Origin of the sequence: Mycobacterium sp. (assembly GCF_039583785.1) — a bacterium.
GTDB lineage: Bacteria > Actinomycetota > Actinomycetes > Mycobacteriales > Mycobacteriaceae > Mycobacterium.
Genome location: NZ_JAVKSG010000049.1, coordinates 1 through 16,237 on the forward strand (window position 1 = coordinate 1; position 16,237 = coordinate 16,237).

Consider the following 16,237-nt stretch of genomic DNA (forward strand, 5'->3'; position numbering starts at 1 on the left):
CGCGCGCGGCGGGGCGGCCGGAGCGGGCGGCGGGGCGGCCGGAGCGGGCGGCGGGGCAGCCGGGGGTGGCACCGATTTAGGTGGAGCCACGACACTTCTGCCGATGTTGGGCCGGGTATCGACCGTTGGACGGATGTCGAGCGCCAGCGAAAGTGTCAGCGCCGCGACACCGATAACGAAGATCATCAGCACTCCGAGGGCGACGAGAAACGGCCGGCGACCGTTTTCAGTTTCCTCGACAGCGAGGACCTCCGACAGCCCCGTGTCGGCGGCGAACGTGCCTGCGTCTCCGATCGCGGTATACAAAGCGGGCTCGTCCGGCTCGGCACTGTAAGCGAGTTGCAGGTCGGCCCCGCCGTCGTGGTCGAACGGGACGCCGGATGCCACGCCTCCGGCAACCACCCCCCCCGGGCGCACTGCTCGGCTTTCCGGGTCTTGCGCATACGCCAGGGCGGACGTCGACCAGTCGCCGAGTGGCGCATGCGCGGACGCTAACGCCGCGCCGCGAGCCAGCGCCGATTCGGGCTCGGTGGGCGCACTGACGTTGAGCGGGGTCGCGGCGTCAAGCTCCGCTTTGATCACCTCGACGTCGACGCCGCTCGAACCCACGACGAACAGGCCCTGCGGATGCGGATCCAAGCCGTCCGCACCGGCCGCCATCGCACAGAGCTCGGCGACGGCGGCCACATCATCATCCGGCAAGTTGGCCTGGCGGACATCGGCGATTGACCCGTCCGCAGAATCGATGACCGCCAGCGTCGCAGAGTCTGGCTCGATGAAAAGCAGCCCGGTGTGGGCGTAGCCGACGGTAGTGCCGTGAGCATGGGCCAGCGCTGCCGCGGACAGAAATGCCGAGACCAGCATGACGTTTTGTACCTGGTGGGCGGCTAAGGCATCGCGTAAGGCACCTGCACTGACCGGATCCGTATAGGCCACACCGGTCGACGCCAGTCGGTACCCGCCCTGCGTGGCGCCTTCCCGGGTGCCCAGGATCGCTGACATCACCTGGTCGGAGGCACTCAGCGTTGCGGTACTGCCGGCTGCTGAGGCGGCGTTGACCGGGAAACCGTCCCGATCCACGGTCGCGCCGTTGCCTTTTTCGCCTTCGACCAGCACCATGCGGACGGTCGACGGCGCCATCGACATCCCGAGTACGAGGTCCACAACTCCTCCAAAGCAGTTGGCGGTCACCCGCCACCCAGACACCTCTGGCGTAACCTTTCGACTGTCGCGGCAACGCGCGCGGGCCGCTCGGCGGCTCTGGTATTTCGACCCTACTAGGTAGCGCAACGGTGACCGGGGCATCGGCCTTGCGATCAGCTGGTGAACAATCCGCCGAGCGGCCCGACAAGCCCGACCATCGGGTCGAGCAGGGGTGTTCGGACCGCGACTCAGCGACCCGGGCGCTGTGCGAGTGAACCTCGACGAGATACGGCAGATTCGCGGGCTGCCGACTCGTCGCATAGTATCTGGACGACGAAAACTTCGCGCCGACGCACGCGAGGCTTACCGGCAACTCTGTGAGAAGCGATCCGCAATTGCAACACGACGCCGCACGGACCGTTATGTGTGAGCCATACAGCGGTCGCGAGAAACCCACGCGCTCAACCGCGCCTGCGCGGAATGCAGCCCATGACTCAGGTTAGTTGCGGCTTACTACGGCGGTTGGTTGCGCAGACATGACCGTCGCCAAGTCGATGCTGCTGTTCGGGTTGGCCGCGCTGCTGGAGATCGGCGGTGCGTGGCTGGTGTGGCAGGGCATCCGCGAGCATCGGGGTTGGGTCTGGGCCGGGCTGGGTGTAATCGCCTTGGGCGCTTACGGTTTCGTCGCGACCTTCCAGCCTGATGCGCAGTTCGGTCGGGTGCTGGCCGCCTACGGCGGCGTGTTCGTGGCCGGTTCCCTGGCATGGGGCATGGCTCTGGACGGATTTCGGCCAGACCGGTGGGACGTTATCGGCGCAGCGGTCTGTCTGGCCGGCGTCGGCGTGATCATGTACGCGCCGCGTGGGCGCTGATCACTCCTTGTGCTCGATGACCCCGGTCGCGTGCTGCGCGCGGTCTTGGTAGCTGCGGCGCGCGCTGTTGTCGAAGTTGAGGAACACCGTGTCGTTGCCGCACTGAGACACGGGATTTGGGCTTGCCGAGCACTTTGACGATGGCCGCGGTGATCTCCGCCGGCTCGACCGGCTGCTGCGCTGAGGACGGCGACGTGCCGGAAATCAGTTCGGTGTTGGTGAAGGTAGATAGCACCGCGGTGACCTGCACGCCCTGCGGGGCAAATTCGTCGGCCATGGCGCTGGACAGTCCGACGACGCCGAATTTGGTTGCAGCGTAGACGACATGGCCCGGCACGGCCACCATGCCCGCCAGCGACGCGATGTTGACGATGTGGCCCGCACGACGTTTCACCATCTCCGGCAGTACCAACTGACAACCGGTCAGCACACCGTAGAGATTCACCTCGATCGACGAGCGGATCGCCTGCGCCGACTGCTCCGGAAACGGGCCCACCGGCATGACGCCGGCGTTGTTGATCAGCACGTCGATGTGCCCGCCGCCGTCCGCGCGAGCCTTGTCCAGGAAGGCCGCGAACGATTCCTTGTCGGTGACGTCGAGGGGATGACCGCTCACCTGCCCGAGGCTGCTGATGCCGGCGACAGCGGGGTCTCTCTTCAGATCCCGAGATCCTTGGCGACAATCGTCTTCATGATCTCGGTGGTCCCGCCGTAGATCGTCTGAATGCGGGCATCGACAAAAGCTCGCGAGACCGGATATTCCCGCATGTATCCGTATCCACCGTGTAGTTGCAGGCAGCGGTCGGCGGTGTGCACCTGGAGCTCCGTGGTCCACCACTTCAGCCGAGCCGCTCGCGCCGCCGTCAGTTCACCCACCAGATGTTCGGCGATGCAGTCGTCGAGATAGGTACGCGCGACGTCGATTTCCGTCGACAGCTCAGCCATGACGAACTGGGTGTTCTGCAGCCCTGATATCGGGGAGCCAAACGCCTTGCGCTGCTTGACGTAATCGAGCGTTTCGGCCAAGACGCCCTCGGCGGCGGCCACCGCACCAACCGCCAGCGAAAGTCGTTCCTGCGGAAGGTTGTTCATCAGCTGATAAAAGCCCCGGCCTTCCTCGCCGAGCAGATTACCGACGGGCACCCGCATGTCGGTGAAGCTCAGCTCACTGGTGTCCTGGGCGTGCAGGCCAATCTTCTCCAGGTTCCGGCCGCGGCTGAAACCCGGCGTGTCCGGGTCGACCACGAGCAGCGACAAGCCCTTGTGCCGGTCCGGCCCGGTGCGCGCCGCGACGACGAACAGATCCCCGGTCTGCCCGTTGGAGATAAACGTTTTCGCGCCGTTGACCACGTAATGGTCGCCGTCGCGGACAGCGGTGGTGCGGATCCCGGCCAGGTCGCTACCGGCGCCCGGTTCGGTCATCGCAATGCCGATCACGGTCTCTCCGGTGACGACGCCGGGCAACCAGCGCTGCTTCTGCTCTGCCGTCGTCAGGTCGGTGAGATAGGGCAGCACGATGTCGTTCTGCAGCGACACGGCGATGGCCTCGGCCGCCGCCCCGGCCCGCTGAAACTCGTCGACGACGATCGCGTTGTACCGAAAGTCCTCGACGCCCGCCCCGCCGAACTCCTCGGGGACCGAAAAGGCCAGCAGCCCGAGCTTGCCGGCGTCGGTGAACAACGATCGGTCCACGCAGCCGGCCTTCTCCCAGCCCTCGTGGGCCGGGACCACGGTCTGCTGCACGAAATCATGGACCAATGTTCGGAACTGATGATGCTCGGGCGTGTACTGCAACCGCGCGCTCACCGGAAGGCATCCAAACCGGTGAAGGCCTGGCCCAGGATCAGCTGATGCATCTCCGGGGTGCCCTCATAGGTGAGCACCGATTCCAGGTTGACCATGTGCCGGATCACCGGATACTCCAGCGATATCCCGTTGCCGCCCAGGATGGTTCGCGCCGTGCGGCAGATCTCGATCGCCTCGCGGGTGTTGTTGAGCTTGCCGAAACTGACCTGCTCGGGGCGCAACCCGGTGGTGTCTTTGAGCCGTCCCAGCTGCAGTGCGAGCAACAGGCCCTTGTGCAATTCGACGGCCATGTCGACGAGTTTGGCCTGGGTCAACTGGAAACCGGCGATCGGTCGGCCGAATTGAGTGCGTTCGCCGGCGTAGTCCAGCGCTGCCTGCCACGCGGAGCGCGCGGCGCCCATCGAGCCCCAGATGATGCCGTACCGCGCTTCCGAGAGGCACGACAGCGGTCCCTTGAGCCCTCTCACGTCGGGCAGTAGCGCATCGTCGGGCAGCCGAACGTCGTCGAGCACCAGCTCGCTGGTGATCGAGGCCCGCAGCGACAGCTTGTGGTGGATGGTGTTCGCCGAGAATCCGGGGGTGCCGGTGGGGACGACGAAGCCACGCACGCCGTCATCGGTCACGGCCCAGACGACGGCGACGTCGGCCACCGAGCCGTTGGTGATCCACATCTTGCGACCGTTGAGCACCCAGTCCGACCCGTCACGTCGCGCCCGGGTGGTCATCGCGGCAGGGTCGGATCCGGCGTCGGGTTCGGTCAGCCCGAAGCAGCCGAGCAGTTCGCCCGCGGCCATGCCGGGCAGCCACTGCTGCTTCTGCTCTTCGGAGCCGAACTTCCAGATCGCGAACATGGCCAGCGAACCCTGCACCGACACCATCGACCGGATGCCGGAGTCGGCGGCTTCCAGCTCGGTACAGGCCAGCCCGTAGTGCACGGCCGACGCCCCGCCGCAGCCGTAGCCCTCCAGGTGCATGCCCAGCAGGCCGAGCTGGCCGAAGTGTTTGGCCAGTTGGCGGACCGGCAGATCGCCGATTTCGAACCACTCCGCGACGTGCGGGAGGACGTGCTCGGCGCAGAACTGCCGAACGGTGTCACGGACCGCGATCTCGTCGTCGGACAGTGAGCCGTCCAGGCCGAGCGGATCCTGCGGGTCGAAGTCGGGAAGTGTGCCGGTGCTCATCGCTTCACCCTAGTCAGCCGCGGTCGCCGAAGCGGCCGCCGGTTCAGCCGAATTCGAGCAGCGCGTAAACGCTGCGAAACCGCCTCACCGGCCGGAACCGCCACAACGTGGGAAACACGTGTTCGAAGAACAGACCCCGCCCTGTGGGCATCGGCACATCATCCCTCGCCTTGGCCCCCGGCATGGGCGGCACCCGGTAAAGCCGCGGCGACCGCGGCCCCTTGGGTGCGATCCTTTTGACGATGACAAGCGGCAGATCGACTGAAATCCAATTAAACTGAGCCGCAGGCTGTTTAGCGCTCACACGCCAGGAACTGGTTTGAAAGCCTTCTGCCAATGCGGCGACGGTCGCCCGGGGATGTCCGGCGACGCCGCTCAGCATCGGCGATCGCCAGGAGGTCGCATCGCCGACGTTGGCATCAGCGGAGCATCTGCATCCCCTTTTTCAGGACCACGCCGACGCGGTAGCGTCGCGGGTTGTGACGCCCCGCGACCATGGTGACCTCGGCGATGCGCCGTCGACGCCTCCCCCGCTGCAGCGGCCGGCTGCCACGATCGCGGCGTCGACGAATACCGCCACGTTGGCGACGTTGACTGTCGACGGTGACCCGTGGGCGTCGTTCGTGGCCGACGGGTTGCTGAACGGGTGTGTGTCGAACCTGGCCGAGTATGGCCGCAATCTTGCTGGCGATCCGCGGGCCAGCCTGTCGATCGTGGCTGCGAATGCCGATACCGACACCGCGGTGTGCACCGCAATCGACCGCTACGGCTCGGATATCCGGGTAGATAATCTGCGCGGAATCGCCTACACGAGTGTCGGGTTCCTTGAGCGGCTGGATAATCCCGGCCAATTGCGGTCAGAGATCGCAGACCTGGCCCGAGCCGCCGCTGTGGTCGGTCCGGGCGCGGGCCGGTCGATTTGAATGCTCCCTATGGTAGGTGCGTGGATCAGCTTCGCGGTCGGGCTGATGGTGGTGATAGCGACGTTGATGAGCGTCGTGGGCACCCTGGTGGTTCCCCGGGCGGTCAACTCTCCGGCCTCACGGTTCGTCGAACGGGTCCTCGACGTCTTCTTCGTGGCGCTGACCAAGCCGGTGCGAACCTTCGACCGCAGGGATCGGATCCTGTCGTGGCAGGGGCCGCTGTCGTTGCTCGTCCGGCTGGCTTTCTGGCTGGGCCTGCTCATCGTTGGCTTCGCGCTGCTGCTGTTACCGAGTCTGAAAGGTCATCTCGGACGGGCCTTTTCCGAGGCCGGCTCGTCGATGTTCACCCTCGGGTACGCAGTCCCCGCCACCGGTGACAGCACCACCATCGAGTACCTGGCGGCGTTCACCGGGTTGGTCGTCATCGGACTGCAGGTCGGATATCTGCCCGCCCTGTATGCGGCGTTCAACAAGCGAGAAATCGAAGTCAGCCTGCTCGGTTCGCGTGCCGGCGTGCCGGTGTGGGGCCCGGAGATTCTGGCCTGGAGCCGGTGGGAGATTCAGGACGGCAAGATCGGCCCGGTGCTCGAGACGCTGTTCTTCTCCTGGGAACGATGGGCCGCCGAGGTGGCCGAATCCCACACCACCTACCTGACGCTGGTCCGATTCCGTTCATCTCGGCCGTGGTCACACTGGCTGACGTCGCTGATCGCGGTGATGGACGCCGCCGCGCTGCATTTAGCCCTGGCTCCGTCGCGCGAACCCAAACTCGCTGCGCGACTGGTGCTGCGGATCGGATTCGTTGCGTTCGGCCAGATCGCCCGGACGATGCGATTGCCCGTCCTCGAAGAACCACAATCCGACACGCCGATCTCGTTGTCCTACGACGACTTTCGCGCCGCCGTCGCGATGCTGCGTGAGGCCGACTATCCGATCGAGCAGTCAGAGGAAGTCGCGTGGCGGGATTTCCACACCTGGCGGGCCAACTACGACGCCATCGCCCTGCTGCTCGCCCGTGAGCTCGACGCGCCCCCTGCGCTGTGGACGGGGCCGCGGCGCTGGCCGTCGACGCCGATCGCCCCGCGTCGGCCCCCGGCCATGATGGCGCCGAATGGTCTGCCGGAGCGGTAGCCTCACCGCATGAATCGTCGGCGCCGCGCTCCGGTGTGGCTGGGCATCGATGTGGCCTGTGTTCTGGTGTTCTGCGCCGTCGGGCGGCGCAGCCACGATGAGGGTCTGAACGTCGCGGGCGTCGCGACCACCGCCTGGCCCTTTCTGAGCGGGACCGCGGTCGGATGGCTGGCGTCGCAGGCTTGGCGCCGCCCGGCGGCGGTGTATCCCACCGGGGTGGTGGTCTGGCTGTGCACGGTCGCCGTCGGGATGCTGCTGCGTAAAGTCGGCGGCGCCGGCGTGGCCGGCGGTTTCGTGGTGGTCGCATCGACAGTCCTCGCGCTGCTGCTACTCGGCTGGCGGGCGATCGCCCAGCCCCGGCGCCGTGCTGCCGGCTCGGCGTCACCGTGACGCGCACCGACGACGACACCTGGGGTCCGGACACCGGTGTCGGAACCACCGCCACCCTGGTGGCGACCGCGCGGGCATTGGCGCACCGGGCGGGTTTGATCGACGACCCGTTCGCCGAGTCGTTGGTGCACGCCGTCGGGCTGGACTTCTTCACCAAAGTGGCCAACGGGGAATTGGCGCTCAGCGACGTCGGCGACAGCAACGGATTGGCCTTGCTGACAGATCTTTTGGCGGTGCGAACCCGGTTCTTCGACAACTTCCTCACCGACGCATGCCGGGCCGGAATCCGGCAAGTCGTCATCCTCGCGTCGGGGTTGGACGCCCGGCCGTATCGGCTGTGGTGGCCGGGCGGCGCCACCGTGTACGAAGTCGATCAGCCCGAGGTGATCGACTTCAAGACTCAGACGATGCGCGGGCTGGACGCCACGCCCACCGCCAACCGGCGGGCGGTGGGTATCGACCTTCGACGGGACTGGCCGGAGGCTCTGCAGCGGATCGGCTTCGACGCCGACCAGCCGACCGTCTGGATCGCCGAAGGTCTGTTCATCGGGTTCCTTCCGCCCGCCGTCCAAGACCGGTTGCTGGGTGATGTCACCGCGCTCAGCGCGCCGGGAAGCCGCGCGGCGGCGGACTACTTTCCGGAGCGGCCGACGCCCTTCCTGGATCAGGAGCAAGCGCTGGCGGACCGCTGGCGACAGTTCGGATACAGCGGCAACATGGCTGAGCTCACCTATCCTGAACAGCACAGTGATCCCGCCGACTCGTTGGCGGCGCTGGGCTGGCGAACCGTGGTGACCGATCTGCACAAGCTGTTTACCCTCACTGGGTTGCCGGGTTTGCGTCGTCAGAATCTGAACGGCGCGCCGGTGGCAGGCCACTATGTTTGCGCAGTTTTGGGCAGCTAGTGTCGGTTTGCGGCCCGGCGGGTCTATCCGACGACGGGCCACCGCCAGTAAGAGGCCGAAGCGCTGTACGAGTCGACGGGTTACCCGCGCCTCGCGGAGAAGGATCTGTCGTGACTGATCAGTTGCAGCTGGGCGTTGCGCTAGACGGCTACGGTTGGCACCGTCAGGCGTGGCGAGCTACGCTGGCGGCCCAGCCCGCCACGGAATCGGTTGTCAGCGGCCGGTATTGGGCCGGATTGGCTGCGACCGCGGAGCGTGGTCTACTGGATTTCCTGACCATCGACGACACGCTGACGCCCCAACCGGGACGCGGTGAAGCCATCAGCCCGCGGCGGCTGGCCGGTCGCGGTGACGCCGTACTCGTCGCCGCGCGCATCGCCCCGGTCACCGAGCACATCGGACTGATTCCGGTGGCCACCGTCACCCACACCGAGCCGTTTCACATCTCCAAAGCCATCGCTACCCTGGATCACGTGTCGCACGGTCGGGCCGGCTGGCAGCCGCGGGTCAGTTCGACGGCGCACGAGGCCGCGCTGTTCGGGCGGCGCGAAGCGTCCGCCGATGGCGGCGAATTGTTCGACGAGGCTGCCGACGCCGTCGAGGTGGTGCGCAGGCTGTGGGACAGCTGGGAGGACGACGCGGTCATCCGCGACACCGAGACCGCGCGCTACGTCGACCGGGACAAGCTGCACTACATCGACTTCCATGGGAAATACTTTTCGGTGAAGGGCCCGTCGATCACCCCACGACCGCCGCAGGGGCAGCCGGTGGTGGCAGCACTGGCGCACGGTCCGAGGATCTACGAATTCGCCTCCACCAGTGCCGATCTCGTCTTCATTACGCCCACCGACGATGTGTCGCTGGATTCGATCCTCGACGAGGTCAAGGTGGCCGGCGGGCAACATCTGAAAGTCTATGCCGACCTGGTGGTCACCTTCGGTGGTGACACCGAATTCGGTTCTGACGCATTGATCTTCGACGGCAGCCCAGCTGATGTGGTCGACCTGTTGCTGGGCTGGCAGCAGCGAGGCATCGACGGTGTGCGGTTGCGGCCGGCCGTCAACGCCACCGACCTCCCGGTGATCGTCGACGAGGTGGTGCCACTGCTGCAGCGGGCCAACCGGTTTCGGACGTCCTACCGCGACGGCGAGACGCTGCGTCAACGACTCGGCCTGCCCGTCGCACCCAACAGGTACAGGAAGGTGCGCCAGTGACGGTCCCGCTGTCGATCCTGGACCTGTCGCCGATCAGCGCCGGCAGCGATGCCGCGACGGCGCTGCACAACACGATCGATCTCGCCCAACGCGCCGAGCAGTGGGGCTATCGCCGGTTCTGGATCGCCGAACACCACTTCGTCGGCGTGGCAAGCTCCGCACCCGCCGTGCTGATCGGGCAGATCGCTGCCGCTACCAACACAATTCACGTTGGGTCGGCCGCGGTCCAGCTCGGCCACAGCACGGCCGCCGCGGTGGTGGAGAGCTTCGGCATGCTTGACGCTTTCTATCCGGGCCGTATCGACCTCGGCCTCGGCCGCGGGCAGCGGCGCGACACCGGGTTCAAGCCGAAGCAGCCGTCGGCGAAGAATCGTCCACCTCGGCAGTGGCGCGAAGTCGACGGTGTGGTGATCCCGCTGCCGTTCGACCTCAAGGGTCTGCTCGATACCGAGCGTGTCATGGCGACGATGGAGGTCCTGCAGCAGCCGCAGGCGGTGGCGCCCGACTTCGCCGATCAACTCGGCGACATCCTCGCGATGCTCGACGGCAGCTACCAGGCCGGCGGTTTCGACGTGCACGCCGTGCCGGGGGAGGGATCCGGGTTGGCGCCGTGGATCTTTGGCAGCACCCGGGGGCAGAGCGCCCGGTTGGCCGGCGCGCACGGTCTGCCGTTCGTGGCCAGCTATCACATCACCCCGGCGACCGCGCTGGAAGCCGTCGAGGCCTACCGGGACACCTTCGTTGCCTCGGCCACACTGCAAGAGCCCTACGTTGTGGTGTCCGCTGATGTCGTGGTGGCCGACGACAGCGCCACCGCGCACGAACTCGCGAGCGGCTATGCGCAGTGGGTCTACTCGATCCGGACCGGGGTGGGTGCGGTGCCCTACCCGGCCCCGGAGGACCACCGGCCGCTGACCGACCAGCAGCTGCCGGTGGTCAAGGACCGGCTCGAGACCCAATTCGTCGGCAGCGCCGACGAGGTCGCGGAGCGACTGTCCGCGCTGCAACGACTCAGCGGTGCCGACGAGATCGTCATCACGTCGGTGACTCACGACCACCAGGCTCGGCTGCGGTCACATGAGCTGCTGGCCCAACGGTGGGGAACATGAGTTTCCGGGAGGGTAAGCACCGCAAGCCTATTCATCTGGCCGCCCATTTTCCGGGCGTCAACAACACCACGGTGTGGACCGATCCGGAGTCGGGCAGCCAGATCGATTTCGATTCGTTCGCGCACCTGGCCCGCACCGCCGAACGCGGCTTGTTCGACTTCTTCTTCCTCGCCGAGGGTCTGCGACTGCGTGAGCATCGCGGCCGGATCTACGACCTCGACGTGGTGGGCCGGCCGGACACGCTCACCGTGTTGGCGGCGTTGGCCGCGGTCACCGACCGGCTGGGGTTGACCGGAACCATCAACACCACCTTCAACGAGCCTTTCGAGGTGGCACGGCAATTCGCCACGTTGGACCAGCTGTCCGACGGCCGGGCGGGCTGGAACATCGTCACCTCGTCGGACGCGTTCACCGGTGCGAACTTCCGGCGCGGAGGGTTCCTCGATCATGCCGACCGCTACCGGCGGGCCGAGGAGTTCCTCGACGTGGCACGCAAATTCTGGGACAGCTGGGCATCAGATGCCGTGCTGGCCGATGTCGATGCGGGAACGTATCTTCATCCCGACCGGGTGGCCGTGGTCGACCATCACGGCCCGCAGTTCGATGTGCACGGCGTTGCGACGCTGCCCGCCGGGCCGCAGGGGCATCCGATTCTGTTGCAGGCCGGCGACTCCGACGACGGCCGCAACTTCGGCGCGCACTACGCCGACGCGCTGTTCACCCTGCATGGATCATTGGAAGACGGCCAGCGCTATTACGCCGACGTGAAAGCTCGCGCGGCGTCCTTCGGGCGAAATCCCCACGAGCTCAAGGTTTTCCCGGCCGCCACGTTTGTGCTCGGCGACACCGCCGAAGAGGCTGACGACAAGGCGTATCACATCCGGCGCCAACAGGTCAGCGGCCCGACGGCGATCGCGATGCTCGAACAGGTCTGGGGGCGTGACCTTTCCGACTACGACCCCGACGGCCCGCTGCCCGCGGACGATCCGACCGGCGACACCGGCATCTCCCAGGGCCGGGTCCGGCACGGCGACCCGATCGAGCTGGCCCGCCGTTACCGTGAACGCGCTGAGGCGCAGCACCTTTCGATCCGCGAGCTGATCATCGCAGTCAGCAGCCGGGAGCAGTTCGTCGGCACCGCCGAGCACGTCGCCGCGGAGATCGACCGCTATATCCAGGCCGACGCCTGCGACGGGTTCATCTTCGTGCCGCACCTGACCCCGCACGGTCTGGACGAATTCGTCGATCAGGTCGTGCCGCTGCTGCAGGAACGTTCAGGGTTCCGTACCGAATACAGCGGCAGCACGCTGCGCGAGCATCTCGGGCTCGCAGCAGGACTTAGCCGGCCATGAATTCGAACAAGACGTCACACCAGCCTCAGGACTCTCAACAAGCTGGCATGTAGTGACTTTCTGTTTTGACGACGTATGCGATATCACCTGCTGGTGGACCCGTGTGCAGAAGCTGGTGGACCGGCCGCCCATCGGCGGCCTGTTCGACTGGTGATATCGCATGCGGTCATGTTTCTGAAAAAGCAGGTGTCCCCGACTCAGGTGCGCATGTGGCCAATGTGGTTAGAGGTTCAGTTGATTGATCGGCTACGCTGCCAGGGTGCGCAGCCCATCTGCAATCTTGGGCCAGTCGATTTCACCCACAGCCGCCGTTAGCACCAATTGCTCGGCATAGTCAACGTCGTACATATCGGGCAAGTCGATGCCGTTGAGTCGAAGGAACGCCCAAGCCGATGCCCACGCGGTTCGTTTGTTGCCGTCCACAAAAGCGTGATTGCGTGCCAGTGAATGCAGTAGTGCGGCCGCCTTGTCCCAGAGCGTCGGATATGCGTCGTCGCCGAAGACGCTTGTCTGCGGCCGAGAGATCGCCGATTGGAGCAGCCCCTCGTCACCGACGACGAGTGAAAATCCGCATGCGATGGTTCCGCCGGCGACAATGTCGTCGCGTTCAAGGTAGAAGGTCACGCCAGGCGGTGGTTCAGCTCAGCCGACCGAGCTGTCACGTACTCAAACGCCTCGGTGACGCGGGCGGCGCGGCTGTCGGCTGCGGCCAGAATCGCGTCGTGCGCGAACGGCTTGAGCGATTGACCGTTGCGACTAGCCGCTGTGCGGACGCGTGACAGCTCATCGTCGGTGAATTGGATATTCAGCGCAGGCACTGTGCACACCTCATTTTTCCGTCCGGTACCCCAATGGTACCGGACTGCTGCGGTCGATGCGTCACCGCGCCAACGCGGTCGCCTGCTGGGCGGCTTCGCGGATCGGGCCGCGCCACAGATCGCCGTGGCCGGGCAGCAGAATCTCGGTGTCGAGCAATGCGAGCGCGGCCAGGCTACGGATGCAGCCGTCCTGGTCGTGGCTGAACAACTCGGGCAGTAGCTGCGGGCCACTGGTCGTCAGCAGGGGATGCCCGGTCACCAGCGCGTCACCGCTGATCAGCACGCCGTCGACCAGGTAGGAGCAGTGTCCGCCGGTGTGACCCGGCGTGGGGATGGCCATCGGGTTACCGGGCAACGCGGCGGCGACGTCGGCGGTCAGCGGCCGCGTGGTCGGGATGCCCTCGCGGCTCAGCCCACCGTCGCGCACCAGGTGTGCCGTCCACCGCGCCCATCGGGGCCGCCAGAGGTTCATCGCGACGTCGATCGGCGACGCCTGTTCCAGATACTCCCGTTTGGCGTGGCCGACTTCGTCGGCGTGGCAGTAGACCGGCGTGCCGTGGGCCTTGGCGAACCAGATCGCCGAGCCCAAGTGGTCGATGTGGGCGTGCGTCAGCAGGATCGCGCGCACGTCGCCGGGCTGGTATCCGAGCTGGCTCAGCGAGGCCAGCACATCGGCACGGTCGCCTGGATAACCGGCGTCGATGAGCATCACGCCACGTTCGTCGGTGACCAGCGTCCAGTTGACCGCCCCGCCCCGGGCGAGGTGCACGTGTTCGGTGACGGTGGTGAGCACCGGTGCCATGTCCCAGAGTCTAGGCAGCGGGTCGCTCGCCGACGACAGGGAGTAGAAACGACAGCGTGGCTGAACTCAAACTCGGATACAAGGCGTCGGCGGAACAGTTCGCCCCGCGGGAACTCGTCGAGCTGGCGGTCGCCGCCGAAGAGCACGGCATGGACAGCGCGACGGTCAGCGACCACTTCCAGCCATGGCGCCACGAGGGCGGGCACGCGCCGTTCTCGCTGGCGTGGATGACCGCGGTCGGTGAGCGCACCAAGCGACTGCAGCTCGGCACGTCGGTGCTCACCCCGACCTTCCGCTACAACCCGGCCGTCATCGCGCAGGCGTTCGCCACCATGGCGTGTCTGTACCCGGACCGGATCTTCCTGGGCGTCGGGACGGGCGAGTCGCTCAACGAGATCGCCACCGGGTATGAGGGACAGTGGCCCGAATTCAAGGAGCGCTACGCGCGGCTGCGTGAGTCGGTGCGGCTGATGCGCGAGCTGTGGCTGGGCGACCGCGTCGACTTCGACGGCGAGTACTACAAGACCAAGGGCGCCTCGATCTACGACGTGCCCGAAGGCGGCGTCCCGATCTACATCGCCGCGGGTGGGCCGCAGGTGGCCAAGTACGCGGGCCGCGCCGGTGACGGCTTCATCTGCACCTCCGGCAAGGGCGAAGAGTTGTACAAGGACAAGCTGATTCCCGCCATGCGCGAGGGCGCCGAGGCTGCGGGCAAGAACCCAGACGACGTCGACCGGATGATCGAGATCAAGATCTCCTACGACACCGACCCGGAGGTGGCGTTGGAGAACACCCGCTTCTGGGCGCCGCTGTCGCTGACCGCCGAGCAGAAGACCGGCATTCACGACCCGATCGAGATGGAGAAGGCCGCCGACGCGTTGCCGATCCAGCAGGTCGCCAAGCGCTGGATCGTGGCGTCGGATCCCGACGAGGCAGTGGCGAAGGTCAAGGACTACGTCGATTGGGGCCTCAACCACCTGGTGTTCCACGCGCCCGGCCACGACCAGCGCCGCTTCCTGGAACTGTTCCGCACCGACCTCGAGCCCCGTTTGCGACGGCTGGGCTGACGCACAGCGTGCCTGTCGGTATTTATATCGCGGCGCCGGAAGGGGACACCGGCAAGTCGGCGATCGCGCTGGGGATCTTGCATCGGCTGACCGCCACGGTGGCCAAAGTCGGTGTGTTCCGGCCGATCACGCGCTTTGGAGAGGATCGCGACTACATCGTCGACCTGCTGCTGGCCCATGCCACCGCCGGCCTGCCCTACGAGCGCTGCATCGGCGTCGACTACCAGCAGCTGCACGTCGAGCGCGACGGCGCCATCGAGGAGATTGTCGAGCGCTATCACGCGATGGCCGACCAGTGCGACGCCGTCGTCATCGTCGGCAGCGACTACACCGACGTCACCAGCCCCGCCGAGCTGAGCGTCAATGCGCGCATCGCGGTCAACCTCGGAGCCCCGGTGGTGCTGGCCATCCGGGCCAAGGACCGCACCGCCGACCAGGTGGTGCACGCCGCCGAGGTGTGCCTGACCGAACTGGACGCCCAGCACGCCCACACCGCCGCTGTGGTCGCCAACCGTTGTGAACCAACGCAATTGAGTGCGATCACCGAGGCGCTACGACCGCTGGCGCCGAAGACCTATGCCGTGCCCGACGAGCCGCTGCTGGTGGCGCCGACGGTCGCCGATCTGCAGGCCGCCGTGCATGGCAGCTTGGTCAGCGGTGACACCGCGCTGATGAACCGCGAGGTGATGAGCGTGGTGGTGGCCGGTATGACGGCCGATCACGTGCTGGAGCGGTTGGCGGAGGCTGCGGTGGTGGTGACGCCCGGCGACCGCTCCGAGGTGGTGCTCGCGGTGGCCAGTGCGCATGCCGCCGAAGGCTTTCCGTCGTTGGCGTGCATCATCCTCAACGGCGGGTTCGAGTTGCATCGGTCGACGGGTGCGCTGGTTGCCGGGCTGCGGCTGCGGTTGCCGATCATCGCCACCGCGCTCGGCACCTTCGACACCGCGACCGCTGTCGGGTCGGCACGCGGCCGGGTCACCGCGACGTCGCAACGCAAGGTCGACACCGCGCTGCAGTTGATCGAGAGCCACGTCGACCTGGCGGACCTGTTGGCGCAGTTGGCGATTCCGATCCCCAAGGTGACCACGCCGCAGATGTTCACCTATCAACTGCGCGAGCGGGCCCGCTCGGACCGCAAGCGCATCGTGCTGCCGGAAGGCGACGACGACCGCATCCTCAAGTCCGCCGGTCGGGTGCTGCAGCGCGGCATCGCCGACCTGACGATTCTCGGCGACGAGAATCAGATCCGTTCCCGCGCGGCGGAACTCGGCGTCAACCTGGACGACGCGACGGTCTACGATCCGCGCACCAGCGAGTTGTGCGACCAGTTCGCCGAGCAGTACGCGCGGTTGCGCGCCAACAAGGGCGTCACCCTCGAGCAGGCCCGCGAGATCATCCACGACGTGTCCTACTTCGGCACGATGCTGGTGCACAACTGCCATGTCGACGGCATGGTGTCCGGTGCGGCGCACACCACGGCGCACACGGTTCGCCCGGCTTTTGAGATCATCCGCACCGCCCCCG

Annotated in this window: 16 protein-coding genes and 2 pseudogenes; 10 read left to right on the forward strand and 8 right to left on the reverse strand. The window is 66.6% G+C overall.

Annotated features, from left to right (window positions below; translation table 11 throughout):
- Positions 1-1,164: hypothetical protein (locus ABDV69_RS14705; RefSeq protein ID WP_343575591.1), on the reverse strand; the 1,164-nt coding region annotated here is incomplete at its 3' end.
- 515 nt (positions 1,165-1,679) lie between these two features.
- Here ABDV69_RS14705 and ABDV69_RS14710 point away from each other — a divergent pair.
- Positions 1,680-2,015 (forward strand): YnfA family protein, encoded by a 336-nt coding sequence (locus ABDV69_RS14710; RefSeq protein WP_343575594.1) that lies wholly within the window; start codon positions 1,680-1,682, stop codon positions 2,013-2,015.
- Here ABDV69_RS14710 and ABDV69_RS14715 read toward each other — a convergent pair.
- The 4 genes and pseudogenes from ABDV69_RS14715 to ABDV69_RS14730 form a co-directional block, all read right to left on the reverse strand.
- A pseudogene (locus ABDV69_RS14715) lies at positions 2,016-2,688 on the reverse strand (SDR family NAD(P)-dependent oxidoreductase); the annotation flags it as partial.
- Positions 2,673-3,821, reverse strand: coding sequence for an acyl-CoA dehydrogenase family protein (locus tag ABDV69_RS14720; protein WP_343575596.1), 1,149 nt, complete (start codon positions 3,819-3,821; stop codon positions 2,673-2,675). The gene ABDV69_RS14720 and the pseudogene ABDV69_RS14715, both read right to left, overlap by 16 nt.
- Positions 3,818-5,002 carry an acyl-CoA dehydrogenase family protein gene (locus ABDV69_RS14725; RefSeq protein WP_343575599.1) on the reverse strand — a complete coding sequence of 395 codons (1,185 nt, stop codon included), beginning with the start codon at positions 5,000-5,002 and terminating at the stop codon, positions 3,818-3,820. Before ABDV69_RS14725 ends, ABDV69_RS14720 begins: the two co-directional genes overlap by 4 nt.
- Before the next feature lie 43 nt (positions 5,003-5,045).
- Positions 5,046-5,363 (reverse strand): annotated as a pseudogene (locus tag ABDV69_RS14730) (hypothetical protein); the annotation flags it as partial.
- A gap of 118 nt (positions 5,364-5,481) precedes the next feature.
- On the opposite strand from ABDV69_RS14730, the gene ABDV69_RS14735 reads away from it, so the two are divergent.
- The 7 genes from ABDV69_RS14735 to ABDV69_RS14765 all read left to right on the forward strand — a co-directional run bounded on the left by ABDV69_RS14735 (position 5,482) and on the right by ABDV69_RS14765 (position 12,026).
- Positions 5,482-5,925, forward strand: coding sequence for a hypothetical protein (locus ABDV69_RS14735; RefSeq protein ID WP_343575602.1), 444 nt, complete (start codon positions 5,482-5,484; stop codon positions 5,923-5,925).
- A gap of 9 nt (positions 5,926-5,934) precedes the next feature.
- A complete protein-coding gene (locus tag ABDV69_RS14740) occupies positions 5,935-7,056 on the forward strand; it encodes a hypothetical protein (RefSeq protein ID WP_343575604.1) in 1,122 nt (373 codons plus the stop codon).
- Between the two features lie 9 nt (positions 7,057-7,065).
- On the forward strand, positions 7,066-7,446 hold the full coding sequence (locus ABDV69_RS14745) for a DUF3054 domain-containing protein (RefSeq protein WP_343575606.1): 381 nt from the start codon (positions 7,066-7,068) through the stop codon (positions 7,444-7,446).
- Complete coding sequence (locus ABDV69_RS14750; RefSeq protein WP_343575609.1) at positions 7,443-8,351, forward strand: class I SAM-dependent methyltransferase; 909 nt, start codon at positions 7,443-7,445, stop codon at positions 8,349-8,351. The genes ABDV69_RS14745 and ABDV69_RS14750 overlap by 4 nt, the downstream gene beginning before the upstream one ends.
- Positions 8,352-8,461: 110 nt before the next feature.
- A complete protein-coding gene (locus ABDV69_RS14755) occupies positions 8,462-9,565 on the forward strand; it encodes an LLM class flavin-dependent oxidoreductase (protein WP_343575611.1) in 1,104 nt (367 codons plus the stop codon).
- Positions 9,562-10,674: an LLM class flavin-dependent oxidoreductase gene (locus tag ABDV69_RS14760; protein ID WP_343575613.1), complete on the forward strand. Its 1,113-nt coding sequence runs from the start codon at positions 9,562-9,564 to the stop codon at positions 10,672-10,674. Before ABDV69_RS14755 ends, ABDV69_RS14760 begins: the two co-directional genes overlap by 4 nt.
- On the forward strand, positions 10,671-12,026 hold the full coding sequence (locus ABDV69_RS14765; protein WP_343575615.1) for an NtaA/DmoA family FMN-dependent monooxygenase: 1,356 nt from the start codon (positions 10,671-10,673) through the stop codon (positions 12,024-12,026). Before ABDV69_RS14760 ends, ABDV69_RS14765 begins: the two co-directional genes overlap by 4 nt.
- Positions 12,027-12,272: 246 nt before the next feature.
- Here ABDV69_RS14765 and ABDV69_RS14770 read toward each other — a convergent pair whose 3' ends face one another.
- From ABDV69_RS14770 to ABDV69_RS14780, 3 genes are all read right to left on the reverse strand, one after another.
- Positions 12,273-12,650, reverse strand: coding sequence for a type II toxin-antitoxin system death-on-curing family toxin (locus ABDV69_RS14770; protein ID WP_343575618.1), 378 nt, complete (start codon positions 12,648-12,650; stop codon positions 12,273-12,275).
- A complete protein-coding gene (locus ABDV69_RS14775) occupies positions 12,647-12,844 on the reverse strand; it encodes an antitoxin Phd (protein WP_343575620.1) in 198 nt (65 codons plus the stop codon). The genes ABDV69_RS14770 and ABDV69_RS14775 overlap by 4 nt, the downstream gene beginning before the upstream one ends.
- A 61-nt stretch (positions 12,845-12,905) precedes the next feature.
- Positions 12,906-13,646: an MBL fold metallo-hydrolase gene (locus ABDV69_RS14780; RefSeq protein WP_343575623.1), complete on the reverse strand. Its 741-nt coding sequence runs from the start codon at positions 13,644-13,646 to the stop codon at positions 12,906-12,908.
- 56 nt (positions 13,647-13,702) lie between these two features.
- On the opposite strand from ABDV69_RS14780, the gene fgd reads away from it, so the two are divergent.
- Positions 13,703-14,713 carry a glucose-6-phosphate dehydrogenase (coenzyme-F420) gene (gene fgd / locus ABDV69_RS14785; RefSeq protein ID WP_343575626.1) on the forward strand — a complete coding sequence of 337 codons (1,011 nt, stop codon included), beginning with the start codon at positions 13,703-13,705 and terminating at the stop codon, positions 14,711-14,713.
- An 8-nt stretch (positions 14,714-14,721) separates the two neighbouring features.
- On the forward strand, positions 14,722-16,237 hold a 1,516-nt coding region (gene pta / locus ABDV69_RS14790; protein WP_343575629.1), incomplete at its 3' end, for a phosphate acetyltransferase.